The sequence below is a fragment of the Pseudomonas sp. V88_4 genome (assembly GCF_029967985.1).
Classification (GTDB): Bacteria; Pseudomonadota; Gammaproteobacteria; order Pseudomonadales; family Pseudomonadaceae; genus Aquipseudomonas; species Aquipseudomonas glycinae.
Genome location: NZ_JASCAF010000045.1, coordinates 14,857 through 40,303, shown reverse-complemented (window position 1 = coordinate 40,303; position 25,447 = coordinate 14,857). Strand labels below are relative to the sequence as shown.

The following is a 25,447-nucleotide window of genomic DNA, read 5'->3' as shown; positions in this document are numbered from 1 at the left end:
TTGTTCGAAGCTTGAGTCGGTGATTTAGGGTCGTCGGCCCTCCTCTTCACGCAACAGCGCCTGCAAGGTGTCGAGCCGGGCACTGTCGAAGGCAGCGACAGTCCCCTGTTCGAACACCCGGCGCGCCAACCCGGTCAGCACCGCACCGGGCGGCAGTTCGATCTGTAGACGTACGCCGCGCTCATAGGCGCTTTGCACGGTGCCACGCCAGTCCACCACGCGGCACATGTTGAAGGCGAGGTCGTTGCGCAGCGCTTCTACCTGGGTCACAGGCCTGGCGCGACTGCCGCTCAGGTAAGCGATTTTCGGTGTTTTCAGCTCTACCTTGGCGAAAGCTTCGGCGAGGGTTTGCGCAGGCTCATCCAGCAACGGGCAGTGCGACGGCACGCTGACCGCCAGACGTTTCGCCAACCCGGCACCACGACTGCGCGCCAGCTCGGCGACCGCTTGCATCGCCTTGTCGCTGCCGGCAATCACCACCTGGTTATCGGCGTTGATGTTGGCCAGGTACACCGGTGTTTCTGCGCTGTGCACCTGCGCCAGCAGCGTTTCGACTGTGGATAATTGCAGGCCGATGATCGCGGTCATGCCGAAGCCCTGTGGATAAGCCTGCTGCATCAACTCGCCGCGCAGGCTGACCAGATGCAGCGCATCGCTAAAATTCAACGCTCCGGCGACCACTGCTGCCGGGTAGGCACCGATGGAAAGGCCGGCGACGTAATCTGCGGTGAGTCCGCCCTGTAACAATTGCCGCGAGGCTGCGACTCCGGCGATCAGCAGACAGAGCTGAACCGCCCGTGTGCTGCGCAACGCTTCACTGGAATCCAGCAGCAAGACATCTTCACCGAGGCTATCGCTGGCCTCGATCAGCGTTTGCCGAGGCAAACGCTGGAGCATGCCGGGCTGCTGCGCGCCCTGGCCGGGAAACACCAGCAGGCTGCTCACGCTGCCTGCTCCTGCGGGTTCCACGGATCAGACACCAGACAGGCTTCACGGGCGTTTTTCAGCAGCACCCGCGAAGCGTTCCCGGCCCATTCGCGCAGGGCGACGGCACCGGATGGCGTCTGCAACTGCATGTCGACCCGACAGATCGCCTGATCGAAAACCGCGACCAACTTACGCGCCTGATTACGGGGGATAAGTTGCGGTGTACGCAGGATCAGATCGAGATCACTGGCCGCGTGCATCGCTGTAAATCCACTGGCCAGTTCAAACCCGACGCTGCCGCTGACACCCCAGATCCAACCGCAATCGTCGAGCACCGGCCGCAGTTGCCGCAGCGCCTGCATGACCGGCAGATCACGCGCGCTCTCGACCTGACAAAGCGCTTCCGGGCTGACCCGACAGGCAATCGAATCGATCGCCATGAACGCCGCCAATCGCTGCTCGCGCAACCGACCACGCACGCCCACCGCCACGAACCCGTCTTCACTCAACGCTCGCCGCACCACCACCGGTTGCCCGGCAGCCAGCGAATCAATCGCCCACTGCGGCGCATCCGCCGGCAACTGCGCCGGCGTCATGCCCCACAGCAGATCATGGGCCAATGGCGTATTCACCACTGCGCCCTCAGCAGTTCACGAACGCGGCTGGAGGCTTCGCGATTTTTCGCGCCGAGACGACTGCTCAAATCCGTCGCGCCAATATCACCGATCGCTTGCTTCAGGCATTCGCTGACTCGCGCCAGATCCTCCGCCGTCGGCTGTTCGATCTGCTGCACCGACAGGGTTTCCCAGAGCAATCCGAGGCTCGCGTAGCTGTCGATGTCATAGGCCATCGGCGGCACGCTGGACGCCAGGGCTTCCAGTTCTTCAACGCTGCGCAACGTCACCCGCGCCGCCGACGCCTTGCCCATCGCGTGCACCATCACCCCCGGATCACGCAGGGCGATCAAGCGGTTGGCCTGGTAGCCGTGAGCCAGAAACGCCCCGGACATGGCCTTGCCCACCAGCAGCGCAATCACCGGATGCCCAGCCAGACGCGCGCGGGCGTAAGCGTCTGCCGCACCGGCCAGGGCCTGATGAATGCCGAGGGCTTCTTCGCGGCGACCGTAGGCCTGGCTCGGCACATCGACGATGGCGATCACGGGACGTTTTTGAGCTTTGTCACGATCCGCGGTGATCACGTCATCCACCGCCTTGGCCAGACCCCAACCTTCGAGCAAACCGACTTCGCCGTTGCGGGCGCGAGGGAAACGGTTGTGCGGATCGGCGACCACCGCGGTAAAGCGACCCAGTGCCCCGTCGGCGACCTTCAGCGAAGGCGGTAAACCTTCAACGGCATTCGCGCCAGCGCTCAAGGCGTTGAACCAGTTCAAACCGCGCACGGAATAACCACTCATGAGCGCTCTCCTTGATACAGATCGCGAACCACCGAAGGCTCGATTGGCTTGTCAGTGTCCAGGCTCGTCAGGCGTTGCAGGAACCATTCAGCCCGCTGACTGCGCGGTTGCGCTGGCAAACCTTGTTGCAGCAACTCGCCGACCTGCCGGCGAATCTGCGCCACGTCATCGGCGACATAGCGATCCACCAGGCCACTGGCGAAACGTTGCTCGCCACCGGTCAGGCTCCAGATGAAGGGCCGGTCGCGGGAGTCGTATTCCTCGATCCCGGCTTCCTGTTCGATCACCTGCGGGCCGTTCAGGCCGAGGCGTGCTTCCTGGGTCACCAGCAAGTAGCTGCACAGCGCAGCGGCAATCGACATCCCGCCAAAGCAACCAACACTGCCAGCCACCACGCCGACCACCGGTTGGTACTGCTGCAAATCGACAATCGCCGCGTGGATGTCAGCAATCGCCGCCAGCCCGAGGTTGGCTTCCTGCAAGCGCACGCCGCCGGTTTCCAGCAGCAGGATGGCGCGGGTCGGGATGCCTTTGCGGTTATCTTCGGCGGCCAGTTCCAGCGCACCGGCGATTTTTGCGCCGCCGACTTCGCCGAGGCTGCCACCCTGAAATGCGCCTTCAATGGCCGCGATCACCACGGGCAAACCGTCGAGGCTGCCCTTGGCGATCACCACGCCGTCATCGGCCTGGGGCACCACGCCCTGACGCTCCAGCCATGGCGACATGACGCGTTGAAACGGGTCGAGCAGTTCGCGGAAAGTGCCGGCGTCGAGCAAGGCTTTTGCCCGCTGCCGTGCGCCGAGTTCGACGAACGAATGTTTATGTAGAAGCGCTGAGGTGTCAGTCATGGCCGATCTCCTCGAAGCCTTGTTCCAGGCGCAGGCGCACCACGCCCGGGGTCGCGCCGAAGTCGTGGATATCGATGGCCATCGCCGGCGGTGTGGTGCCGTCGAACATCCGCGCAAACAGATGCTGCCAGCGCTGCTGCGCGCCGTTGACCGAGGTCTGCACATTGATCGTCAGCTTGCCGGCCAGGCCCGGTTCGATCAGCACTTCCAGATCGCCGGAGCCGACACAGCCGACCAGCGCCCGACCGCGCGGCGGCTGCCCGGCGGGGAATTCAAAGGATAAGGTTTCCATCAAAACGCTCCCTGAAGGATGCCGTCGCGCTCGATCCGGTCGAGCAGCAGGCTGGCGGCGAGCAAGTCGGCGGCGCCACCGGGCGAGGCATTCAATGCGATGAGTTGTTGATCCAGTTCGTGCAGGCGGCGGCGACCGGTGAGGCTGGCGCTGCCACCGGCGTCGAGCACTGCCTGGGCGCCGTGCTGCATGGCGTGCAGGCCCGGTTCGCCGGCGCGATACAGCACGCAGGTGTCGGCGAGGTCGGTCATGATCGCGAGCAACGCATCGAGCCGGGCGTTCTGTTCGCCGTGGCCGGCGGCGCGGCTGCGTTGGAGCTGCGGAAGGCCGCGTTGCACCACGGACGGAAAGCCGAGTTGCGCTTCTTCCCGGGCGCCGCGAGCGCCGTAGCGTTGGGCGACTTGGGCGCCGTGGCTCAGCGGACGCGGCGCATAACGGTCATCGAGCAACGCCAGACGCGCAGCGCGCAGAGTGACGGCGCCAGCGCTGGTGGACTTGGTATCCAGCGCAGCCGCCGTGACCAGCAGGCCCAGCGCCCAGATCGCCCCGCGATGGGTGTTCACGCCTTGGGTGGTGGCGAGCATCGCTTGCTCGCCTTCCCGGCCGATGCGGCCGATGGCTTCGCGCAGCGGCAAGCCGATCTCGCCGAACTCAAGCGCGGCTTCGGCCATTTCCTTGAATGCCGGCCACAGCGCCAGCGCCGAGGCGTGCATCAAGCCCAAATGCAGATCGGTGTGCGCACCGTTGCCGCGCCGGTCGACCAGCGCCGGTTTCGGCGACAGATCGGCCTCGTCGATCAGCGCGTCCACGGCCAGATCCGCCAACCGTTCCGCGAGGGTGATGGTTTTCGGTTGCAGGTTGAGTGCGTGCATTACCAGCTCCTGAACTTGGCGGGCGGGTTGTAGAGGCCGCCGGACCACTCGACCAGATCGGCCACGCTCTTCGCCGCGAGTAGTTCGCGGGTAGCGTCGGTGCGGCGGATGCCGAGGTCTTCGGGCAAGGCGATCAGGCCTTCGCGGCGCATGCGTTCGGTGTCTTTCGGGTTGTGCCGCAGGCCGATGGCGGTGACGCCGGCCACCGCAGCGATCATCGCTTGACGCTCTTCCAGCGAGCGCGCCTTGTACAGGTAGGCGATGCCTTCCTCGGTGAGCAGGTGAGTGACGTCGTCGCCGTAGATCATGATCGGCGCCAGCGGCATGCCGCTTTTCTTCGCCACTTCAACTGCGTCGAGGGTTTCGACGAAGGTCGGTTTGCCGCCCTCCTGGAACGTCTCGACCATCTGCACCACGAGTTTCTTGCCGCGTTCGAGCATCGGTTGCTGCGAGTCGTCGTGGCGCATATCGAGCCAGGCCGGAGTGCCGTGACGGCGTCCTCGCGGGTCGTGGCCCATGTTTGGTGCGCCGCCGAAACCAGCGAGGCGGCCTCGGGTTACGGTTGAAGAATGACCATCGCCATCGACTTGCAGGGTTGCGCCGATGAACAGGTCCACCGCGTATTGCCCGGCCAATTGGCAGAACATCCGGTTGGAACGCAGCGAGCCGTCGCGCCCGGTGAAGAACACGTCGGGACGGGCGGCGATGTAGTTTTCCATGCCCAGTTCGGTGCCGAAGCAATGCACACTCTCGACCCAGCCGCTTTCAATCGCCGGGATCAGCGTCGGGTGCGGATTGAGCGTCCAGTTGCGGCAGATCTTGCCTTTGAGGCCGAGGGATTCGCCGTAGGTCGGCAGGATCAGTTCGATGGCGGCGGTGTTGAAACCGATGCCGTGGTTCAGCGACTGCACGTTGTGTTTTTCGTAGATTCCGCGGATCGCCATCATCGCCATCAACACGTGCACAGGCTTGATGTGCCGAGGGTCACGAGTGAACAGCGGCTCGATGTAAAACGGCTTGTCCGCCACCACCACGAAATCGACCCACGATGCGGGGATGTCCACGCGAGGCAGTTCGCTGACGTCGTCCACCAGTTGATTGACCTGGACGATGACGATGCCGTCGCTGAACGCTGCGGGTTCGATCAGCGCCGGGGTGTCTTCGGTGCTTGGGCCGGTGTAGATGTTGCCGGCGCGGTCGGCCATGAACCCGGCCGAGAGCACGACGTTGGGGATCAGATCCACCACCAGCCGGGCGTAGAGTTCGATGTAGGTGTGGATCGCGCCGACTTCCAGCAGACCGTCTTCGAGCAACTGGCTGATGCGCAGGCTCTGGGTGCCGGCGAAGGAGAAATCGAGCTTGCGGGCAATGCCGCGTTCGAACAGGTCCAGATGCTCGGAACGGCCGACGCTGGGCATGATCATGTGCAGGTCGTGGAGCTTTTCCGGATCGGTCTTGGCCAGGGCGCGCGAGAGGAAATCCGCCTGCTTCTGGTTGTTGCCCTCCAGCACCACACGGTCGCCCGGATGAATCAGCGCCTCAAGCGCTGCGACGATCCTGTCGGTGGGCAACACCGCACCGTCGGCCAGCCCGCGCACCTTGTCGAGACGACGCTGCTTCTCGTCACGCCGCCGCGTCCAGCGCGAGTCGGGGGATATTGTTGTTGTCATGCTCACTCCACGGGGTTCGCTGTCGTGGAGTTACCTTAGGAGTGTCGGGTGGGGGCATCAATCAAGCGCGGCGGTGAATCATTACGCTCAGCGTAATGAATACTGGCCTCATCGCTGGCAAGCCAGCTCCCACAGTGATTGTGGTGACCCAAGTTTTTGTGAACGACCTAGAACTTTGTGGGAGCTGGCTTGCCAGCGATGAGGCCAGTGAGATCGCCGCAGACCCTGGTTCAGTGAACCAGTCCGGCATCCACCAACAATTTTTCCAATGCCAACAAATCCGGCACCTTCGCCACCTGCTCCCCGACCTGCACCGCCGCCTGCTCCAGCGCACACAGCGGCACGTCGACATAACTCAGCTGGCTGTCGAGCTTGTACGAGCGCGGAATCCCCTGCACCAGCAGCGCGATGAACTTCAACTCCGGCCGCCCGCCGAGGGCATTGAGGATGACGATCCGTGCCCGCTCGCCGATGACGATCCTGTTGCCGCACGCCGACTCGAAACTCAGCAGCGGAATCTGCCGCTCGCGCCAGGTCACCCGCCCCAAATACCACGGCGGTGTGTCGAGATCGAAGGTGCTGGACTGGTAGTCGATCAGCTCGGCGACGGCGACGTTGGGCAGGATCAGGTTGCGATCCGCCAGCGGCAGCAGCAGCCCGGTGAGTTGGCTGGTGCGCTGGTTGTGCCGGCGTTCATACATGTTTTTTGCTCCACAGGGCGATGCTTTCGAGCAGCACCGATTCCTGGTACGGCTTGCCGAGGTAGTCGTTGACGCCGATGGCCATCGCGCGGTCGCGGTGTTTCTGGCCGGTGCGCGAGGTGATCATGATGATCGGCAGGTGTTGCAGGCGCTCGTCGTGGCGCACCTGGGTCGCCACTTCGAAGCCGTCCATGCGCGGCATTTCGATGTCGAGCAGCATCAGGTCCGGCATGTGCTCTTCCAGCAGCAACATCGCGTCGACCCCGTCCTTGGCGGTCAGCACGTTCATGCCGTGGCGTTCGAGCAAGCGGCTGGTGACCTTGCGCACCGTGACCGAATCGTCGACCACCATCACCAGCAACGGCTTGTGCGGTTCGCTCTCGATTTCTTGACTGGCCGGACGCTGCGGCAACCGCGCCTGCATCGCGCGGATCGGCGCCAGCAGGTCGAGAATCAGCACCACCCGGCCATCGCCGAGGATCGTCGCCCCGGACACGCCCTGCACCGCCGCGAACTGCGGGCCGAGGCTCTTGACCACGATCTCGCGGGTGCCGGCCATCGTGTCGACCTGCACCGCGATGTGCCGGTCGTTGCACTGCACCAGCAAGACTGGCACCGGCAGGCTCTGGCCGGACAGTTTCGGCCGTGGCGCGGTTTTCAGCAGCTCGCCCAGGTAGCACAGTTCATAACGCTGGCCGCCGTATTGATAACTCGGCGGATCGAGACGGAAATGCCCTTCCAGCTCATTCGGCAGCACGCGGACGATGCCGTCGATGGTGTTCAGCGGAATCGCGTACTGATCCTCACCGCACTGCACCATCAGCGCACGGTTGACCGACACGGTGAACGGCAGGCGAATGCGGAAGTGCACGCCCTGCCCCGGCACCGAATCGATGCTCATGCTGCCGCCCAGTTGCCGGACTTCTTCGTGCACCACGTCCATGCCCACGCCGCGCCCGGAAATCTGGGTGATTTTCTCGGCGGTGGAAAAACCTGGCTGGAGAATGAACTGCAACACCTCGCGGTCGCTGATCTCGGCATCCGGCGCCAGCAGACCGCGCTTGATCGCCTTGCGCCGCACGGCATCCAGCGGCACGCCGGCGCCGTCATCGCGTATGTCGAACACGATGTCGCCGCCCTCGCGGGACAGGTCGAGGCTGATCTGCCCTTGCGCCGGTTTGCCCGCCGCCAACCGGACTTCGGCCGACTCCAGACCATGGTCGACGGCATTGCGCAGCATGTGTTCCAGCGGCGCGGCCATGCGTTCGAGGACATTGCGGTCCATCTCGCCTTCGGCGTTGCCGACGCTGAACGCCACGTCCTTGCCCAGCTCTTCGGCGACCTGGCGGACGATGCGTTTCAAACGCGGCAACATGCGTTCGAACGGCACCATGCGCGTGCGCATCAGGCCTTCCTGCAACTCGGTGTTGATCCGTCCCTGCTGCTGCAACAGGTTCTCGGCGTCGTGGGTGCTCCGGTCGAGGGTTTCCTTCAAGTCCAGCAAGTCGGAAGCGGACTCGAACAGCGCTCGTGACAGTTGCTGCAACTGCGAATGACGGTCCATTTCCAGCGGGTCGAAATCTTCGTAGCCGAGGCGCTCGGCATCCACTTGCTGACGGCTGAGGATCCGCCCCTGGGTTTCGGTGTCGAGCCGGCGCAACTGGTCGCGCATGCGCTCGATGGTGGTTTCCATCTCGTGCAGGGCGGTCTGCGCATCGCTGACCTGCTGCTCGATGCGCCCACGGAAAATCGAGGTTTCGCCGGCAAGGTTGACCAGTTCATCCAGCAACTCGGCGGAGACCTTGACCATGTCCGCCCCGGCCTCGGGCGCCGGGGCCGCTGGCTCGGCCTTGACCGCCACCGGCGGCACGGGCGCCGGGGTTTGCACCACCAGCGGATGGCTGAAATTCTGGATCGCGCTGATCAGTCGGTCCGCCGGAGGACACGGCTGGCCGGCGCGCACGGCGTCGAGCATCTGCGCCAACCGGTCCTGGCCGCGTTGCAACAACGCAAACAGTTCGGCGCTGCCCTGCAGGGTGCCGGCAGACAGACTTTCGTACAGGTTTTCCAGCTCATGAGCGAGGTCGCCGATCGGGCCGATTTCCACCATCCGCGCACCGCCCTTGAGGGTGTGCAGGTCGCGCAACAGGGTTTCCACTTCCTGGCGATTGCCAGGTTCGGCCTGCCAGCGCAGCAACGCGGCACCGGAGTTTTCGATGATGTCGAAACCTTCCTCGAGGAAGATCTCCAGCAGCTCCGGATCATGTCCGGGGCTGTCCTGTGTGACGCGGGCTGACGACGTTTCGGGACTAGCACTCGGATCCTGACGAAAGCGGCGGATCGCCTCGATCAGGTCCTGCGCCGGATCCAGCGGCTGGTGCCGGTGCAACTGTTCGAGGAACTGCGCCAGACGTGCGTGGCTCTGGCGCAGCAGTCGGTCGAGGGCTTCGCTGTGGCTGTAACGCCGATCCACCAGTCCTCGGTAAAGGCCTTCCAGCTCATGGGCCAGATCGCCGACCGCCGCCACCTCGGCCATCCGCGCGCCACCCTTGAGCGTGTGCAGGTCCCGTTGCAGCGACGACAGCGGTGCGCCGTTTTCCGGATCCTTCAACCAGCGCTGCAAGGCTTGCCCGGCGCTGTCGAGAATGTCCACCGCTTCTTCGAGGAAGATCTCGACGATTTCGTCGTCCGGCCCGCTGTCGAGGCTGTTTTGTTGCAGTTCTGCGGTGGCGCTGCCCAGTTCGCGGATGCTCGGGGTGCGGCTGCCGTCGCTGCGGATCAGGCCCATGGCCGACGGATCGAGACTCTCGTCGAGCAGTTCATGCAAGGCGCGGATGCGCTGCGGTTGCGGGGTGATTTCCTGGCCGGCGGCCAGTTCGTCGAGCATGTTGATCAGCGCTTCATGGGCCTGCTGCGCCTCATGGAAAAATCGCTCGCTGACCGCCAGGCTGCTTTCTTCGACCGCGCCGTACAGATCGAGCAAGGCTTCACACAGCACATCCACCGGCAGCAGATCCGCCAGGTGCGCGCCCTCGCCCAGGGTGGTCAGTTCATCCAGCAGCGCGCTGAGTTCCTGACGTTCGCCGGGGTGCTGCTGCCAGCGCTGCAAGAGGTTTTCGGCGTCGAGCAGGATGTCCATGCCCTGGGCCAGGAAGTTGTTGATCAGTTGCGGATCGCGCTTGACCCGCACCGCACTGCTCGGGGCATCGAGGATCGATTCCAGACGCTCGCCGAGCAGGGTTTCGGTGCGTTTGATCAGCGACTGCGCACCGACAATCGGCGCCAGCGGATCGTGTTTGAGCTGGCGCAGACCGACGCGGAACAGGCCTTCGGCTTCGAGCAGCAGTTCCACTTCGTCGAGGTCCAGCGCCAGTTGGTGGGCCTTGAATTCCCGGGCCAGTTTATCCAGCGGCGCGGCCAGTTCGGCAATCGGTGACACCCCCGCCATCGAGGCGCTGCCCTTGAGGGTGTGCAGGGCTCGCTGCAACTCGTCGCTGGCCTGCAACGGCACATGCTCGGCAGCCTGATCGAGAAAACGATTGAGGCTGGCGAGGTGGGTTTCGGCTTCGTTGCGGAAAATCTCCAGCAACAGCGGATCGAGGGCCGCGACGTCTTCCACGTCTTCGGCAGGCAGCGGTGTATCGCCCTTGGCCAGCGCATGGGCGCGGGCCGCCAGTTGATCGACATCGTGGCGCTGACGCTGGCCATTGGTGGCGAATTCGGCGATCAGGTCCGGCAATAACAGCAGCGTGTCGGCGAGTAACTGGCGCACCGCCGGGCCGGGTTCGACACTGTTTTCCAGCACGCGGTTGAGCAGGTTTTCCACCGCCCAGGCCAGCTCACCGAGGACCAGCGCGCGCACCATCCGGCCGCTGCCCTTCAGCGTATGGAAACCGCGGCGCAGTTCACTGAGGGCGGCGCGGTCATCAGGCTCGGCAGACCAGCGCGGCAGGTATTCGCTCAGCACCTCGAGCACTTCACCGGTCTCTTCGAGGAACACTTCGCGCAGCTCGTCGTCCACCGGTTCCTCATCGGCCGGTGGCGGCAGCAGGCTGCCCGGCGTGGTCTGCGCCGGCGGGTTGACCGCCGACACTGGACTGGCCAGCACTTCGGCCAAGGATTGCACAATCTGCGGGTCATCCAGCTCCTGCAAATCCTGCATCACCAGCGCTTCGCTGGGGCTGAGCACATCATCGAGCACCGGCACCTGCGGCTCGCCGGGCTCTTCATCAGGAAAGAAACCGAGACTGGCGAGGCTTTTCTGCGCGATGTCCAGCAAGTGCTCGCTGGGAGCCTGCGGATCGTCGGTCAGGCGCTCGAGGTAGTACTCAAGGCTGGTGATGGCATCGGCGAGGCTGTCGAGTTGCTGCCAGCCCGGCTCGTGAGGGTCGAGCAACAGGTGCTCGCGGATAAATCCGTTGCAGGCTTCGAGCAGGCTGGCCGCCCGCGCCAGCGGAATCATCGCCAGCGCGCCGCGCACCTGGGTCAGCAGCGCCGGCAGGTTTTGCAGTTGCTGGCGATCCCAATCGGCGTCGATATAGTCGACGATCATGTCCTTGGCCTGTTGCAGGCAGATGCGCGCTTCCTTGATCACGATCTGATGGATCTGCGTCAGGTCGGTGGTCGGCAGCCGCGAGTCATCCGGGCTCTCCGGCTCGACAGTGCCGACCATCCCGGCCAGGGTCGCTTCGACGTAGAGCAAGGCGCCGGCGACGTCCATCAGCGTGGCGTCGTTCGGTTCGCGCTGACCCTGGGCGAGGCTGAGCACCACCGCCAGTTGATCGATGATCACCTTGCGCGGCTGGCCGAAACCGAGCACCGCCAGGGTGTCGGCGATCTGCCGCAGCGGCGCCAGCAGGCAGTCCAGATCCGAGGCGTGCTGGCGGTCGCTGCGCACAAACAGGTCGAGACGTTCCTTGACTCGCACCAGCTCTTCGCACAGCGCCGCGAGCACCGAGCGCATGGCATCGCGGTCGGGGCCGGCCAGGCGCGCGCGTTCTTCGTCGACCATCGCGCTGTCGGGCAGCGCGTCGTCCAGGGAGTAGCGATCTTTCATGGTCAGCATCTGCCCGGTGGGATGTTCGGCTTTGGCGATATAAAACAGCAGGCTTTTCAGCAGTTCAGGCGGTGGCGGCTGGTTGAGGCCGGGCATGCCCTGTTCGAGCAGGCGCTTGAGTTCCTTGTCGGCGTCCTTGAACAGACTGCGCAGCGCCGGGCTGTTGGCGATCCGCCCTTCGCGCATGCCTTCGACCAGCGCCGAGGCGACCTGCCACAACGGGCTCAACGGCGAGTTACCGCTGAGTGCTTCAAGCCGGGTAAAGACCTTGGCCAGATAAGCGAGGTGCGTCTGGTCATCCTGTTCGCGAAGCAATCCGACCAGCGCCATTTGCAGCATCTGGCGCAACTTGCGCAGCACATTCGGCAGTTCTGCCGGTTCAAGCAGGGCCAGCGCTTGCGGACTCAGGGGTGACAGCTCGGGCAATTGCGGGCTGAACAGGCTGGTTTCCGACAACCGGCTTTCGCCCCGGGCGCTGCGCAAGTCGTTGATCAGCGGCAGCACCACCAGCGGCAGGTCACGGCGGGCGCCCTGCACGCGGTCGAGGTAGATCGGCAATTGGCCCAGCGCCTGCAGCAACAAGTGCAGTGCTTCGTCACGATGGCTGACGCGGTCGTTCTGCAACGCTTCGACCAAGTGTTCCATCTCTTCGGCCAGCAGCGCCGCGCCGTAGAACTCGACCATCTGCAGGCTGCCGTGCACCTGATGGATGCAGGCCAGGCACTCGTCCAGTCCCGGCACCGACTGCGGATCGTCGAGCACGGCTTCGATGGCCTGATGCGCCTGCCTCAGCGTCTCGGCTATTTCACCCTTGACCCATTCGAGGGCCACGTAGTCGTGCCGGTCACCCATAACCACTCCGCTCGACATGAACTCGCCCGCAGGCCTCACGCCTTGTCCGCGACGGGCGCAGGCGTCGTCGGCAAGGTGAACCCGGACACCGAGCGACGCAACTGGCTGGCCATTTTCGCCAGGTTGCCGATGCTCTCGGCGGTGGCCGTGGAGCCGGACGAGGTCTGCGAGGTGATCTGCTGGATCACGTTCATCGTCAGGGAAATCTGCCCGGCCGAAGACGTCTGCTGCTGCGCCGCGTTGGAGATGCTCTGGATCAGCGCCGCAAGGGTCTTGGACACGCCTTCGATTTCTTCCAGGGCCACCCCGGCATCCTGCGCCAGCCGCGCGCCGCGCACCACTTCGGTGGTGGTCTGTTCCATGGAAATCACGGCTTCGTTGGTGTCGGTCTGGATCGCCCGCACCAGCGTCTCGATCTGCCGGGTAGCGGCGGACGAGCGCTCGGCCAGCCGCTGCACTTCGTCGGCCACCACGGCAAAACCGCGCCCGGCGTCACCGGCCATCGAAGCCTGAATCGCGGCGTTGAGGGCGAGGATGTTGGTCTGGTCGGCAATGTCATCGATCAGACTGACGATGTCGCCGATTTCCTGGGACGACTCGCCCAGACGCTTGATGCGCTTGGCGGTGTCCTGGATCTGTTCGCGAATGTTGTCCATGCCGTGGATGGTGTTGTGCACCACCTCGTTGCCCTTGTTGGCGATCTCCACCGAACGCTCGGCCACCGCCGAGGATTCGGCGGCGTTGGCCGACACCTGATCGATCGATTGGGCCATGTCGCTGATCGCGGTCGAGGCTTCGGAAATCTGCTGGGCCTGATGCTCCGAGGCCTGGGCCAGGTGCATGGCGGTGGCCTGGGTTTCCTGCACCGCAGCGGCGACCTGGCCGGCGGTGAGGTTGATGGTGGCGACCAGATCACGCAACTGGTCGACGGAATAGTTGATCGAGTCGGCGATGGTTCCGGTGAAGTCTTCGGTCACCGAGGCAGTCACGGTCAGGTCGCCGTCAGCGAGGTCTTCGATCTCGTCGAGCAGACGCATGATCGCGTTCTGGTTGCGCTCGTTTTTCTCGGCGGTCTCGCGCAACTGACGGTTGGTTTCCCGGACCATGACCATGCCGATCAGAATGATCGAGGCCAGCGCCAGCAGGCCCAGCACATAACCGCCGATGGTGTCGGTGCTGCGCCCGCCAGCGAGGTTTTCGAAACGGCTGGCCAGGTGCGAGGCCTCGTCGAGCAGGGTCTGCGACAGGCTGAAGATATTGGTGGCCGACTCACGGACCTTGAACAGCTCAGGCGAGGTTTCGAGGATTTCATCCACGGAACCTGAGACGAACTGGAACAGTTCGGAAATCTCGCTCAGACGCGCACGGGCGTCGCGGTCTTCGACCTGGCTGATCTTCAGCGCCGGGTTGCCTTGCAACATGCCATTGAGCACCTGACCGAAGCGCGCGGCGTCGCGACCAAACGCGTCGGCGGCCTGCTGGGAGTTTTCATCGCCCGACAGCACGGTGTTCACTGCGCCGAGAATCCGCTCGGCCAGCAGCGACTGACGCTGGGCCATCGCCACCTGCGCCGCCGGTGCACCACGTTGCAGGAGGATCTCCACGACCTTCTCGTATTCGATCTGCAATTGCGGCACGGTTTCGGCCAGGGTCGCGGCCACCTGATGCAGCGACAGCACAGTCTGTTCGCTGGAGAGAATCGCGTCGGTGTTTTTCAGCAGGCGTTCCCAGTCCAGCTGCACGGCGCGCATTTCCGGGCGCACGACGGATGGCGCCGGCGGCAGGCCGGTGCTCGGGTCGCCCTTCTTGAGATAACCCCAGCGCTGGGCAAAATCATTGCGCGCATCGCTGAGCAGCTTGAACGCGGCGGCTTTGCCGGCGGCGGCTTCGGTGGCGTTCTTGGCGATCCGCTGCGACAGCACCCGCAGCTCGCCGGCGTGGCCGATGTACTGCTTGTCGTAGTTGGCCTGGGTGTTGAGGTAAGCGAAGTTGGCGAACAGCAGCATGATGAACACGATCAGTGCGATGAACAGCACGATGATCTGCGAGCGGCTGCGCGAGCCTTCTGCGGGCTTGCCTGTTTTTGCTTTGATCATCGGTCCTCGCCTGTTAAACCGCGACGTGCATGAAACTCGGTGACTGCGCCAGCGCAAACAGGCTGAACACCCGCCAGTTCTGCTCGCGCCGGAAATACCCTTTGACGAACTCGCCCTTGGAGCCTTGCCGTTTACGGATCGAGACGGGTTCGAAGCTGTCCTGATCGAAGTGCTGCAGACCGAAGACCTCATCGACCAGCACACCGGCAAACACGTCCTTATGCTCTACCACCAATACCCGCCGCTGCTTGCGCATCGGTGACAGCTCATGGCCGAAGAATCCACACAGGTCCATGACCGGCAGCAGCCGCCCGCGCAGGTTGGCCACGCCCTTGACCCAAGGCTTGACGCCCGGCAACTGGGTGACACGCAGTTCGGGCAGCACTTCGCTGACTTCGCCCATCGGCGTGACGTACCAGTGTTCGCCCAGACGAAAGCCGATGCCGCTCCAGCGATCCTGGCGCGCCGGTTGCGACGGCAGGTCCGCCGCCAGCAGGCGACAGCGCTGGTCGATCTGCCACAACAGTTCGAACGCGGTCAGCGACTCGCTCATGGCGGCGCGATCAACCGGCCAGCACGTTGTTCAGGGTCTTGATCAGCGTGTCTTCGTCGACCGGTTTGGTCAGGTAGTCCCTGGCGCCCTGGCGGGTGCCCCAGACCTTGTCGGTCTCCTGATCCTTGGTGGTGATGATGATCACCGGGATGTGGCTGGTTTCCGCATCCTTGGTCAACTGACGGGTAGCCTGGAAGCCGTTGAGGCCGGGCATGACGATGTCCATCAGTACCGCATCGGGCTTTTCCTGGCGGGCCAGGGCCACGCCGTCGGCGCCGTTTTCGGCTTTCAGCACTTCGTGCCCGTGCTTTTCCAGCATGCCGGTGAGTTTGTACATTTCGGTCGGCGAATCATCGACGATCAGGATACGTGCCATGGTCTTCCCCATTTTTCTTGTCGACACCGGGCCCGCTGGCCGAGCGTCTCTGTGCGTGTCTTACTGCGGCAAAGCGGCAGCGAAGCCCGGAACATGGGCCGAAATCGCGTCGAGCAGTTCTTCCTTGCTGAAAGGCTTGGTCAAAAATTGATCGGAACCGACAATCCGCCCCTTGGCCTTGTCGAACAGCCCGTCCCGGGACGACAGCATGATCACCGGCGTGCCCTTGAACGCGTTGTTGTTCTTGATTAAAGCGCAGGTCTGATAACCATCCAGACGCGGCATCATGATGTCGACAAAGATGATCCCCGGGTGGTGGTCGGCGATCTTCGCCAGGGCGTCAAAACCGTCGATCGCGGTGATGACCTCGCACCCTGCATTTTTCAACAGGGTCTCGGCGGTGCGACGAATCGTTTTCGAGTCGTCGATCACCATGACCTTCAAGGCGCTGGACTGCTGTTCCATAAGGGGGCTCTACCGTCGCCTTTGCGAATCAATTTGTCCGTTTTGCGATGACTGATGGCTGGAAACCCTTGATGTTCAAGGGCCAACACGGCTGGGAGCCTTTTTAGCACAGTCTCCTGACGCAATCTATCGACGGGTTTTTCCTTGACCGAAAACCCGCCCGGCGCCACTCTGGCGGCACTTTTTTCATACCGATCCGGTAGCCAATTTTCGAGGAAAACCCAATGAGCGTTCGCGTCGGGATTGTCATGGACCCTATCGCCAGCATTTCCTATAAAAAGGATAGCTCGCTGGCCATGCTGCTGGCGGCGCAGAAGCGCGGCTGGGAACTGTTCTATATGGAACAGAAAGACCTTTATCAGGGTGAAGGCCAGGCACGGGCGCGGATGAAGCCGCTGAAAGTCTTCGCCAACCCGGAAAAATGGTTCGAACTGGGCACCGAGCAGGATTCGCTGCTGAGCGACCTGAACGTGATTCTGATGCGCAAGGATCCGCCGTTCGACATGGAGTTCGTCTACTCCACCTACCTGCTCGAACAGGCCGAAGCCGCGGGGGTGCTGGTGGTCAACAAGCCGCAGAGCCTGCGCGACTGCAACGAAAAACTGTTCGCCACGCTGTTCCCGCAGTGCACGCCGCCGACCGTGGTCAGCCGCCGCGCCGACGTGCTGCGTGAGTTCGCCGCCAAACATGGCGACGTGATCCTCAAGCCGCTGGACGGCATGGGCGGCACTTCGATCTTCCGGCACCGCGCCGGCGACCCGAACCTGTCGGTGATCCTGGAAACCCTGACCGCCCTCGGCGCCCAGCAGATCATGGGCCAGGCCTACCTGCCGGCGATCAAGGACGGCGACAAGCGCATCCTGATGATCGACGGCGAGCCAGTGGATTACTGCCTGGCGCGGATTCCGGCCCAGGGCGAAACCCGTGGCAACCTCGCGGCCGGTGGTCGTGGCGAAGCCCGTCCGTTGACCGACAAGGATCGCTGGATCGCCGCTCAGGTCGGCCCGACCTTGCGCGAGAAAGGCCTGCTGTTCGTCGGCCTGGACGTGATCGGTGAGCACCTGACCGAAATCAACGTCACCAGCCCGACCTGCATCCGCGAAATCGACAATGCCTTCGGCACCGACATCGGCGGCCTGCTGATGGATGCCATCGAGAAAAAGCTGCAAGCCACGAGCCGCAAGCTTGAAGCTTGAAGCTCGTCGCTCGTCGCTTGCTTCTGTGCAGCTTGCAGCTAAAAACCAACATTGCGTTATCATGCCGAGCCCGTAAAAACGCGATGTTGGTTTTTCTCGAATGACACTTCCGTCCGATCTGCCTGCTGAACTCGCCCACCGCGGCGTGCGCCCGGTCGATCGCCTCGGATTTACCCTGTTTCTCGCGGCGCTGATCCACCTGGCGCTGCTGCTCGGCGTGGGTTTCACCATGGTCGAGCCCAAGCAGATCAGCAAAACCCTGGAAATCACCCTCGCCACCTTCAAGAGCGAAAAGAAGCCGGCGAAGGCCGATTTCCTCGCCCAGGAAAACCAGGAAGGCAGCGGTACCCTCGACAAGAAGGCGATCCCCAAGACCACCGAGGTCGCGCCGTTCCAGGCAAACGAAGTCAAGAAAGTCACCCCGCCACCGGCCGCCAAGCCGGAGGTGCAGGAAGCCGCGCCCAAGGCAGCCGTGACTACCGTCGCGCCGAAACCGAAGAAGGCGCCGACCAAGAAAGAAGAAGCCAGGACCGAGACCAAACCGACGGTCGACGCCCCGACCTTCGACAGCTCGCAGCTCTCCAGCGACATTGCCAGCCTCGAAGCCGAACTGGCCAACGAACAACAGCTGTATGCCAAGCGCCCACGCATCCACCGCCTCAGCGCCGCGTCGACCATGCGCGACAAGGGTGCCTGGTACAAGGACGAATGGCGCAAGAAGGTCGAGCGCATCGGCAACCTCAATTACCCCGACGAAGCCCGGCGCAAGCAGATCTACGGCAATCTGCGCCTGATGGTGTCGATCAACCGCGACGGCTCGCTGTATGAAGTGCTGGTGCTGGAGTCCTCCGGCCAGCCGCTGCTGGATCAGGCCGCGCAGCGCATCGTGCGGCTGGCGGCACCGTTTGCACCGTTTACCGGGGACCTGTCGGACATTGATCGCCTGGAAATCATCCGCACCTGGAAATTCGCCCGGGGCGACCGGCTGTCCAGTAACTGAGCCGATCTTTTGCCCGCTCCAGCTTGTCAGTTCGCCCCCCGAACGCCACACTAGCGCACATGAAAAACGTCAGCCCCAGCTACCTCAAGCATCACTTCCTGATCGCCATGCCACACATGGCCGACCCGAACTTTGCCCACACCTTGACCTACATCGTCGAGCACACGGCCAATGGCGCCATGGGGCTGGTGGTCAACCGACCGCAAGAGTTGAATCTGGCCGACATCCTCGAACAACTGCGCCCGGACATCGATCCGCCAGCGCTGTGCCAGCATGTGCCGATCTTCATCGGCGGCCCGGTGCAGACTGATCGCGGTTTTGTCCTGCACCCGGCGGGCAAGACCTTTCAGGCTACCGTCGAGCTCGAAGGTGATCTGGCGCTGTCCACCTCGCAGGACGTGCTGTTCGCCATCGCCGACGGCGTGGGCCCGGCGAAAAGCGTGATCACCCTCGGTTATGCCGGTTGGGAAGCCGGGCAGTTGGAGGCCGAACTGGCCGACAACGCCTGGCTGACCTGCCCGTACGACGCCGACATCCTGTTCAACACCAGCAGTGAACTGCGCCTGGAAGCGGCGGCCAGGCACCTGGGGATCAACCTCAGCCTGCTGACCAGCCAGGCAGGACACGCCTGATGGCCCTGCGCCTGATCCTCGGCTTCGACTACGGCACCAAACAGATCGGCGTGGCGGTCGGCCAGGTGATTACCGGCCAGGCCCGCGAACTGTGCACCTTGAAAGCGCAAAACGGTGTACCGGACTGGAATCAGGTCGAAGCCCTGATAAAGGAATGGAAACCCGACGCCGTGGTGGTCGGCCTGCCGCTGAACATGGACGGCACACCCAGCGAGATGTGCGCCCGCGCCGAAAAATTCGCCCGCCGCCTCAATGGCCGCTTCAACCTGCCTTTCTATACCCACGACGAACGCCTGACGACCTTCGAAGCCAAGGGCGAACGACTGGCGCGCGGCGGACAGAAAGGCAGCTACCGCGACAACCCGGTGGACGCCATCGCCGCTGCCCTGCTGCTGCAAGGCTGGCTCGACGAAAACACCGCACTATTTGAATCCTGACAAGCGCTACGGCGCTTTTCTTTTGGTTACAACCCGAGCCCCGGTTCGCGAGAACCGGCTCGACCCCGAGAAGGAGCAACCATGAGCCTGCCCAATCCCGCCGATCTGATCAGCCAGATGGCGATCCGCCTCAAGGCGCACCTTGCCCAGCGTGATATCAGCGAACCGCGTTACATCGGCATCCGCACCGGCGGCGTCTGGGTCGCCCAGGCCTTGCTCGCAGAGCTGGGCAGCGATGCACCACTGGGCACGCTGGATGTTTCCTTCTACCGCGACGACTTCAGCCAGAACGGCCTGCACCCGCAAGTGCGCCCGTCCGCCCTGCCCTTCGAAATCGAAGGCCAGCATCTGGTGCTGATCGACGACGTACTGATGAGCGGCCGGACTATTCGCGCCGCCATGAACGAACTGTTCGACTACGGCCGCCCGGCCAGCGTGACGCTGGTCTGCCTGCTGGACCTGGACGCCGGCGAACTGCCGATCCGCCCGAACGTGGTTGGCGCGACCCTGTCGCTGGCCGCCCACGAGCGGGTCAAGCTGTCCGGGCCGGAGCTGGCCCTCGAACTGCAAGACCTTGCCCTTTAATCCGCCCTATTGAGAGTCCCCCTCGCGATGACGCCTCTAGATACCAAGCGCCCGCTGCAGCTCAATGATCAGGGCCAGCTGCGCCACTTCCTCTCGCTCGACGGCCTGCGCCGCGAGTTGCTGACGGAAATCCTCGACACCGCCGACTCGTTCCTCGAAGTCGGTGCCCGGGCCGTGAAGAAGGTCCCGTTGCTGCGCGGCAAGACCGTGTGCAATGTGTTCTTCGAAAACTCGACCCGCACCCGTACCACCTTCGAACTGGCAGCCCAGCGCCTGTCGGCGGACGTGATCACCCTGAACGTGTCGACCTCGTCGGCCAGCAAGGGCGAAACCCTGCTCGACACCCTGCGCAACCTCGAGGCCATGGCCGCGGACATGTTCGTCGTGCGCCACGGTGATTCGGGCGCCGCGCACTTCATCGCCGAACATGTCTGCCCGCAAGTGGCGATCATCAACGGCGGCGACGGCCGGCACGCGCACCCGACCCAGGGCATGCTCGACATGCTGACCATTCGCCGCCACAAGGGCGGTTTCGAGAACCTCTCGGTGGCCATCGTCGGCGACATCCTGCACTCGCGGGTGGCGCGCTCGAACATGCTCGCCCTGAAGACCCTCGGCTGCCCGGACATCCGCGTGATCGCGCCGAAGACCCTGCTGCCGATCGGCATCGAGCAATACGGCGTGAAGGTCTACACCGACATGACCGAAGGCCTGAAAGACGTCGACGTGGTGATCATGCTGCGCCTGCAGCGTGAGCGCATGACCGGCGGCCTGCTGCCGAGCGAAGGCGAGTTCTACCGCCTGTTCGGCCTGACCACCGCGCGCCTGGCCGGCGCCAAGCCCGATTGCATCGTCATGCACCCGGGGCCGATCAACCGCGGCGTGGAGATCGAATCGGCAGTGGCCGACGGCCCGCACTCGGTGATCCTCAATCAAGTCACTTACGGCATCGCGATCCGTATGGCCGTGCTGTCGATGGCCATGAGCGGACAGACTGCCCAGCGCCAATTCGAGCAGGAGAACGCCCAGTGAAGCTCAGCATTCTCGGCGCCCGCGTCATCGATCCAAGCAGCGGCCTGGATCAAATCACCGATATTCACGTTGAAGCCTGCAAGATCGTCGCCCTCGGCGCTGCACCGGCCGGTTTCACTGCCGTCGAAACCATCGACGCCCAAGGCCTTGTTGCCGCTCCGGGACTGGTCGACCTCAACGTCGCCCTGCGCGAGCCGGGCTACAGCCGCAAAGGCACCATCGCCAGCGAAACCCGCGCTGCTGCGGCCGGCGGCGTGACCAGCCTGTGCTGCCCGCCGAAAACCAAACCGGTGCTCGACACCTCCGCCGTGGCCGAACTGATCCTCGACCGCGCCCGCGAGGCCGGCAACACCAAGGTGTTCCCGATCGGGGCGCTGAGCAAAGGTCTGGATGGCGAGCAGCTTGCAGAACTCGTTGCCCTGCGCGACGCCGGTTGCGTGGCGTTCGGCAACGGCCTGGAAAGCTTCCGCAACACCCGCACCCTGTGCCGGGCGCTGGATTACGCGGCGACCTTCGACCTGACGGTGATTTTCAACTCGCAGGATCATGACCTGGCCGACGGCGGCCTGGCCCACGAAGGCGCCACCGCCAGTTTCCTCGGCCTGCCGGGCATTCCGGAAACCGCTGAAACCGTGGCCCTGGCCCGGGATCTGCTGCTGGTCGAGCAAACCGGCGTGCGTGCGCACTTCAGCCAGCTGACCAGCGCTCGCGGCGTGGCCCTGATCGCTCAGGCCCAGGCCCGTGGTTTGAAAGTCACGGCGGATGTCGCCCTGTATCAGCTGATCCTGACGGACGAAGCGCTGATCGACTTCAGCAGCCTGTATCACGTGCAACCGCCGCTGCGCACGCGCGCCGACCGCGACGGCCTGCGTGAAGCGGTGAAGTCCGGCGTGGTCTCGGCGATTTCCAGCCATCACCAGCCCCATGAGCGCGATGCCAAACTGGCACCGTTCGGCGCGACCGAGCCGGGCATCAGCAGCGTCGAACTGTTGCTGCCGCTGGCAATGACACTGGTCGAGGATGGTCTGCTGGACCTGCCGACCCTGCTGGCCCGCCTGAGCGCCGGCCCGGCCGAGGCCCTGCGCCTGCCGGCGGGCAAGCTGGCGGTGGGTGGCGCGGCAGATATCGTGCTGTTCGATCCGAAGGCTTCGACCGTTGCCGGCGAAACCTGGCTGTCGAAGGGCGAGAACTGCCCGTTCCTCGGCCATAGCCTGCCAGGTGTGGTGCGTTACGCCTTGGTGGATGGCCGGATCAGCCATCAGGCATGAAGACAAGAGATAGCAGGCTGTAATGGCCTGCTATCTCCTGAATTCTATTTAATAGCGACAAACATCCTTGCTGGTAAAGCCACGCTCAAAGTGATTCCTCGCAACACCATCTCCTTCGCGTCCTATCCACTGTTAGATCTACACCGATTGACGTAGGAAAGCGGCCGCCCGCCATAAAGAAAAATCCGACACTTTACACTCTCGTAAAAATAGCCTCGACACAATCAGAAACAGCCTACAAAGTTCTAATAGGCAACACTTAAGCGCAGCCATTAATATAAAAATGTCAAAAGGATAACCAATACCCACAAGGATGAGCATATGAAAAATGGACTTACGCTTCCCCCTATTGTTACCAGAGGTTCAACAGGAAACTCTGGCGGATTTACAGTCGACTCCGGTTTCAGATGGGGAACCTACGCAACAGCAGACTGGCAGGGTGCAGGTGAGGCCGTTATCACCAATGACGGTCAAACCTATTCATTACCACTGAGTAGTGGCCCTGTAATAACCTCAGCAGAAATGGACATGTTCCATGCCTGGCTTGAAATGAAATCCGGAATTAAAGCTTTCACCTATGAACTGCAAATGGTGAACAAGGCAATTAACAACGACGCTCTGGGTGGAATTCGAGAACTTTGGAGAATCACGGAAAGCGACAACTATCTACTCAGCAACGCCGCCGTTATCAGCCATGGTTATTTCAAGAACAAAGTCATCAACTTCAGCTTGGCTGATTCATTTGCGGCGCAGCAAAAACTAAGCACCATAGAAGCCTTGATCAAAGTCTCCGCGACTGCTCCTTACAATCTGAATTACGAATCACTCACAACCGAGCTATCTGGCGGCACCTTCAGCCCGATCAAAGCCTTTGCTCATTATCTCTGGGGAAATGGCGAGAGGATGAGGGTTAACATCAACAACATTGGCCTGAATGTCAAAGCCAACGAACTGCCATTACTGGCAAGCTCAATCGCGAGCACTCGAGAAGCCGGTACTTATTACCTATCTGACCCGAAAATCCCTTACGCCACCATTAATGACAGCCATGTCACCGGAGCTTATCTAGGAAGAATAACGTTAAAGATGGAAGGCGACTTCACGCGGGACAAAGCAGGATCCTGGGTTTTCGATGGCGTCGTCAGAGCCTATACTGACACTTACGACTTTGACGCGAGCAACCGATCAACTGCCCTTGAGTTATTAACAACAGCAGGCAGAGTATTTTCTGGAACACATTACGAAATCGACATTTTCGGCGAGCATAAGATAAGGCTGAGCGGAACTGGATTTCACCCTACGCCGTGAGCATCAATAATTTACAGACACCTGCATAACGGAAAGCGAATGAGCAGAACTTACAAACTATTGAGTTATTTGTACCCAACCGCTCTCGCACTTACATCTGGCGCAGGAGCACTTACATTAATAAAAAATCTCAAAGCAGGGACATATGACATAAATCAGGATTCAATCGGCCTGCCCATTGGCGTAACGCTGATTATTTTCCTGACACTTGCACTAATCCACCTACTGCAGATTCTCTTATTACGCTGGGCACGCGCCAATTCGTGTGCAGGTCTGCTACTGAAAATATCAGCCTACCTGATTGCAACAATATCCTTGGTGATCTTGGTGGACAGGATTGTGTATTGGTCGATACCCCATCACGCCATCATTGCAATACTTTATGGTGTGACTGCCATTACTTTTGCCGTTTTCCAAATACACACCGTGGTGCGATTGAAATAACGCGCAAGACCCAGTGTCGAGGGGGGGCCTGCCAGCGCACGAACTGCACCGGCGGTCCTCCCCCTCGACATCACTTACTGAAAGGCGCCCCGCCCTTCGGCATTCCGCACCGACACCTGATCGTTCAGCGTCCAGAAGTCATACAGCACCCCCAGAAAGAACAACCCGCCGGTCAGCAGATACACCACCCCGCTGATCCACTTGCCCTGATACATCCGGTGCACGCCGAGCGCGCCGAGGAAGGTCAGCAGGATCCACGCCACGTTGTATTCGATAGGGCCCGCGGCGAAACGCAGGTCGGCTTCGCGATCCATCGCCGGGATCAGGAACACGTCGATCAGCCAGCCGATCCCCAACAGCCCGAAGGTGAAAAACCAGATCGTGCCGGTCACCGGTTTGCCGTAATAGAAGCGGTGGGAGCCTGTGAAACCGAAAATCCACAACAGGTAACCGATCACCTTGCTATGGGTGTCTTTTTCCTTCACACGGGGCAGCTGATAGCCGTTCATTAAGACCTCGATACACGCGATAGATAAATATTCTTTAATTCTTTGTGACTTTTTTACAGGTAGCCGACGTATGGCAAATGCTACCTTGTCTCCCGCCAAAGCCTTATAGCACCGGACTTCTGTCCGACAATTGCGTCTTTTTGCCGCTTGTTTGGTTCCGTTGGCTCCCGATTGAATCGACCAACGGCCTCGGAAGTGACAAAAAAGCTGTTATAAAGTTGCGCGCTAACACACCAAGAGCCCTGCCTAATGCGTCCATTTTTCAAGACATGGCTAACTATTTGCCTATTAATGCCACTGGCCGCCCACGCCACCAATCGTGAGCAACGTCTTCCAAACGTTAACGGTTTCACCCCCAAATCCCATGCCTCTGCTCCTTCGAACAAAGGCAAACAGGTCAAACACACCACGCTGAGCAGCAACGGCCGCAGCAAGCTGGTGCCACCGATGGCGACCAAGGAAAGCAGTAACGTCCTGAGTCGCGCGGTAAACGTCCTCGGTACGCCATACCGTTGGGGCGGCAGCAGCCCGAGTAAAGGCTTCGACTGCAGCGGTCTGGTGAAATATGCGTTCAACGACGCCACGTTCGACCTGCCACGCACCTCGAACGCCATGGCCAGCGGTCACGGCGAGAAAGTCGAACGCAAGGATCTGAAACCGGGCGACCTGATTTTCTTCAACATCAAGAGCCGTCGGGTCAATCACGTTGCCATCTACCTGGGCAACGATCGCTTCATCCACGCGCCACGGCGCGGCAAAGCGGTGAGCATCGACACACTGAACAAGCCGTACTGGGAAAAGCATTACGTGGTGGCCAAACGCGTATTGCCGAAAGAGCAAGGGCAGATGCGCGTCGTTCAGCGCTGATTGCTCAGGCACAAAAAATCGCAGCCCACGGGCTGCGATTTTTTTTG

24 protein-coding genes are annotated in these 25,447 nt (G+C 62.3%); 10 read left to right on the top strand and 14 right to left on the bottom strand.

Annotation, left to right across the window (positions count from 1 at the left end; genetic code table 11):
- Nucleotides 1-24: 24 nt before the first annotated feature.
- From mdcH to pilG, 13 genes are all read right to left on the bottom strand, one after another.
- Nucleotides 25-945: a malonate decarboxylase subunit epsilon gene (gene mdcH, locus QLG12_RS23840; protein ID WP_282475322.1), complete on the bottom strand. Its 921-nt coding sequence runs from the start codon at nt 943-945 to the stop codon at nt 25-27.
- On the bottom strand, nt 942-1,562 hold the full coding sequence (locus tag QLG12_RS23835; RefSeq protein WP_197867222.1) for a malonate decarboxylase holo-ACP synthase: 621 nt from the start codon (nt 1,560-1,562) through the stop codon (nt 942-944). Before QLG12_RS23835 ends, mdcH begins: the two co-directional genes overlap by 4 nt.
- Nucleotides 1,556-2,341, bottom strand: a complete 786-nt coding sequence (mdcE, locus tag QLG12_RS23830) for a biotin-independent malonate decarboxylase subunit gamma (protein ID WP_236192187.1) — start codon at nt 2,339-2,341, stop codon at nt 1,556-1,558. The genes QLG12_RS23835 and mdcE overlap by 7 nt, the downstream gene beginning before the upstream one ends.
- A complete protein-coding gene (locus QLG12_RS23825; RefSeq protein ID WP_282475321.1) occupies nt 2,338-3,189 on the bottom strand; it encodes a biotin-independent malonate decarboxylase subunit beta in 852 nt (283 codons plus the stop codon). The genes mdcE and QLG12_RS23825 overlap by 4 nt, the downstream gene beginning before the upstream one ends.
- Nucleotides 3,182-3,481 carry a malonate decarboxylase subunit delta gene (locus QLG12_RS23820; RefSeq protein WP_003229075.1) on the bottom strand — a complete coding sequence of 100 codons (300 nt, stop codon included), beginning with the start codon at nt 3,479-3,481 and terminating at the stop codon, nt 3,182-3,184. The genes QLG12_RS23825 and QLG12_RS23820 overlap by 8 nt, the downstream gene beginning before the upstream one ends.
- Nucleotides 3,481-4,353: a triphosphoribosyl-dephospho-CoA synthase gene (locus QLG12_RS23815; protein ID WP_282475320.1), complete on the bottom strand. Its 873-nt coding sequence runs from the start codon at nt 4,351-4,353 to the stop codon at nt 3,481-3,483. Before QLG12_RS23815 ends, QLG12_RS23820 begins: the two co-directional genes overlap by 1 nt.
- Entirely contained in the window at nt 4,353-6,023 is a 1,671-nt protein-coding gene (gene mdcA, locus QLG12_RS23810) for a malonate decarboxylase subunit alpha (protein WP_282475319.1), read from the bottom strand. The genes QLG12_RS23815 and mdcA overlap by 1 nt, the downstream gene beginning before the upstream one ends.
- 230 nt (nt 6,024-6,253) lie before the next feature.
- Nucleotides 6,254-6,724: a chemotaxis protein CheW gene (locus tag QLG12_RS23805; RefSeq protein WP_282475318.1), complete on the bottom strand. Its 471-nt coding sequence runs from the start codon at nt 6,722-6,724 to the stop codon at nt 6,254-6,256.
- Nucleotides 6,717-12,632, bottom strand: a complete 5,916-nt coding sequence (locus QLG12_RS23800) for an Hpt domain-containing protein (protein WP_282475317.1) — start codon at nt 12,630-12,632, stop codon at nt 6,717-6,719. The genes QLG12_RS23805 and QLG12_RS23800 overlap by 8 nt, the downstream gene beginning before the upstream one ends.
- A 35-nt stretch (nt 12,633-12,667) precedes the next feature.
- Nucleotides 12,668-14,728 (bottom strand): methyl-accepting chemotaxis protein, encoded by a 2,061-nt coding sequence (locus tag QLG12_RS23795; RefSeq protein WP_064380108.1) that lies wholly within the window; start codon nt 14,726-14,728, stop codon nt 12,668-12,670.
- A 13-nt stretch (nt 14,729-14,741) separates the two neighbouring features.
- Nucleotides 14,742-15,281: a chemotaxis protein CheW gene (locus tag QLG12_RS23790; protein WP_282475316.1), complete on the bottom strand. Its 540-nt coding sequence runs from the start codon at nt 15,279-15,281 to the stop codon at nt 14,742-14,744.
- A gap of 10 nt (nt 15,282-15,291) precedes the next feature.
- Entirely contained in the window at nt 15,292-15,657 is a 366-nt protein-coding gene (gene pilH / locus QLG12_RS23785; RefSeq protein ID WP_011336365.1) for a twitching motility response regulator PilH, read from the bottom strand.
- Nucleotides 15,658-15,717: 60 nt separating this feature from the next.
- On the bottom strand, nt 15,718-16,122 hold the full coding sequence (pilG, locus tag QLG12_RS23780) for a twitching motility response regulator PilG (RefSeq protein ID WP_007953330.1): 405 nt from the start codon (nt 16,120-16,122) through the stop codon (nt 15,718-15,720).
- Between the two features lie 224 nt (nt 16,123-16,346).
- Between pilG and gshB the strand changes: the two genes are divergently transcribed.
- The 9 genes from gshB to QLG12_RS23735 all read left to right on the top strand — a co-directional run bounded on the left by gshB (nt 16,347) and on the right by QLG12_RS23735 (nt 24,024).
- Nucleotides 16,347-17,318, top strand: a complete 972-nt coding sequence (gene gshB, locus QLG12_RS23775) for a glutathione synthase (protein ID WP_282475315.1) — start codon at nt 16,347-16,349, stop codon at nt 17,316-17,318.
- Between the two features lie 100 nt (nt 17,319-17,418).
- The gene (locus QLG12_RS23770; protein WP_197867214.1) at nt 17,419-18,318 is read left to right on the top strand and encodes an energy transducer TonB; all 900 of its coding nucleotides are present in this window, start codon (nt 17,419-17,421) and stop codon (nt 18,316-18,318) included.
- Between the two features lie 59 nt (nt 18,319-18,377).
- Nucleotides 18,378-18,950 (top strand): YqgE/AlgH family protein, encoded by a 573-nt coding sequence (locus tag QLG12_RS23765; RefSeq protein ID WP_011336368.1) that lies wholly within the window; start codon nt 18,378-18,380, stop codon nt 18,948-18,950.
- A complete protein-coding gene (gene ruvX / locus QLG12_RS23760; protein ID WP_197867213.1) occupies nt 18,950-19,387 on the top strand; it encodes a Holliday junction resolvase RuvX in 438 nt (145 codons plus the stop codon). The genes QLG12_RS23765 and ruvX overlap by 1 nt, the downstream gene beginning before the upstream one ends.
- Before the next feature lie 81 nt (nt 19,388-19,468).
- Complete coding sequence (pyrR, locus tag QLG12_RS23755) at nt 19,469-19,972, top strand: bifunctional pyr operon transcriptional regulator/uracil phosphoribosyltransferase PyrR (RefSeq protein WP_197867212.1); 504 nt, start codon at nt 19,469-19,471, stop codon at nt 19,970-19,972.
- A gap of 27 nt (nt 19,973-19,999) precedes the next feature.
- Nucleotides 20,000-21,004, top strand: a complete 1,005-nt coding sequence (locus QLG12_RS23750; protein WP_007913665.1) for an aspartate carbamoyltransferase catalytic subunit — start codon at nt 20,000-20,002, stop codon at nt 21,002-21,004.
- Complete coding sequence (locus QLG12_RS23745) at nt 21,001-22,272, top strand: dihydroorotase (protein ID WP_282475314.1); 1,272 nt, start codon at nt 21,001-21,003, stop codon at nt 22,270-22,272. The genes QLG12_RS23750 and QLG12_RS23745 overlap by 4 nt, the downstream gene beginning before the upstream one ends.
- 321 nt (nt 22,273-22,593) lie before the next feature.
- A complete protein-coding gene (locus QLG12_RS23740) occupies nt 22,594-23,580 on the top strand; it encodes a lipid II-degrading bacteriocin (protein WP_236192196.1) in 987 nt (328 codons plus the stop codon).
- A gap of 39 nt (nt 23,581-23,619) precedes the next feature.
- Nucleotides 23,620-24,024 carry a hypothetical protein gene (locus QLG12_RS23735; RefSeq protein WP_236192197.1) on the top strand — a complete coding sequence of 135 codons (405 nt, stop codon included), beginning with the start codon at nt 23,620-23,622 and terminating at the stop codon, nt 24,022-24,024.
- A 74-nt stretch (nt 24,025-24,098) separates the two neighbouring features.
- Here QLG12_RS23735 and QLG12_RS23730 read toward each other — a convergent pair whose 3' ends face one another.
- Entirely contained in the window at nt 24,099-24,533 is a 435-nt protein-coding gene (locus QLG12_RS23730; RefSeq protein ID WP_007953343.1) for a TM2 domain-containing protein, read from the bottom strand.
- A 249-nt stretch (nt 24,534-24,782) separates the two neighbouring features.
- Here QLG12_RS23730 and QLG12_RS23725 point away from each other — a divergent pair, with 249 nt between their 5' ends.
- Nucleotides 24,783-25,400, top strand: coding sequence for a C40 family peptidase (locus QLG12_RS23725; RefSeq protein ID WP_011336371.1), 618 nt, complete (start codon nt 24,783-24,785; stop codon nt 25,398-25,400).
- Nucleotides 25,401-25,447: the final 47 nt, after the last annotated feature.

Coding starts and splice junctions, on each gene's coding strand:
- mdcE (WP_236192187.1), bottom strand. CDS start 2,341: ATGAGTGGTTATTCCGTGCGCGGTTTGAACTGGTTCAACGCCTTGAGC.
- QLG12_RS23825 (WP_282475321.1), bottom strand. CDS start 3,189: ATGACTGACACCTCAGCGCTTCTACATAAACATTCGTTCGTCGAACTC.
- QLG12_RS23820 (WP_003229075.1), bottom strand. CDS start 3,481: ATGGAAACCTTATCCTTTGAATTCCCCGCCGGGCAGCCGCCGCGCGGT.
- QLG12_RS23815 (WP_282475320.1), bottom strand. CDS start 4,353: ATGCACGCACTCAACCTGCAACCGAAAACCATCACCCTCGCGGAACGG.
- mdcA (WP_282475319.1), bottom strand. CDS start 6,023: ATGACAACAACAATATCCCCCGACTCGCGCTGGACGCGGCGGCGTGAC.
- QLG12_RS23805 (WP_282475318.1), bottom strand. CDS start 6,724: ATGTATGAACGCCGGCACAACCAGCGCACCAGCCAACTCACCGGGCTG.
- QLG12_RS23800 (WP_282475317.1), bottom strand. CDS start 12,632: ATGGGTGACCGGCACGACTACGTGGCCCTCGAATGGGTCAAGGGTGAA.
- QLG12_RS23795 (WP_064380108.1), bottom strand. CDS start 14,728: ATGATCAAAGCAAAAACAGGCAAGCCCGCAGAAGGCTCGCGCAGCCGC.
- QLG12_RS23790 (WP_282475316.1), bottom strand. CDS start 15,281: ATGAGCGAGTCGCTGACCGCGTTCGAACTGTTGTGGCAGATCGACCAG.
- pilH (WP_011336365.1), bottom strand. CDS start 15,657: ATGGCACGTATCCTGATCGTCGATGATTCGCCGACCGAAATGTACAAA.
- pilG (WP_007953330.1), bottom strand. CDS start 16,122: ATGGAACAGCAGTCCAGCGCCTTGAAGGTCATGGTGATCGACGACTCG.
- gshB (WP_282475315.1), top strand. CDS start 16,347: ATGAGCGTTCGCGTCGGGATTGTCATGGACCCTATCGCCAGCATTTCC.
- QLG12_RS23770 (WP_197867214.1), top strand. CDS start 17,419: ATGACACTTCCGTCCGATCTGCCTGCTGAACTCGCCCACCGCGGCGTG.
- QLG12_RS23765 (WP_011336368.1), top strand. CDS start 18,378: ATGAAAAACGTCAGCCCCAGCTACCTCAAGCATCACTTCCTGATCGCC.
- ruvX (WP_197867213.1), top strand. CDS start 18,950: ATGGCCCTGCGCCTGATCCTCGGCTTCGACTACGGCACCAAACAGATC.
- pyrR (WP_197867212.1), top strand. CDS start 19,469: ATGAGCCTGCCCAATCCCGCCGATCTGATCAGCCAGATGGCGATCCGC.
- QLG12_RS23750 (WP_007913665.1), top strand. CDS start 20,000: ATGACGCCTCTAGATACCAAGCGCCCGCTGCAGCTCAATGATCAGGGC.
- QLG12_RS23740 (WP_236192196.1), top strand. CDS start 22,594: ATGAAAAATGGACTTACGCTTCCCCCTATTGTTACCAGAGGTTCAACA.
- QLG12_RS23735 (WP_236192197.1), top strand. CDS start 23,620: ATGAGCAGAACTTACAAACTATTGAGTTATTTGTACCCAACCGCTCTC.
- QLG12_RS23730 (WP_007953343.1), bottom strand. CDS start 24,533: ATGAACGGCTATCAGCTGCCCCGTGTGAAGGAAAAAGACACCCATAGC.
- QLG12_RS23725 (WP_011336371.1), top strand. CDS start 24,783: ATGCGTCCATTTTTCAAGACATGGCTAACTATTTGCCTATTAATGCCA.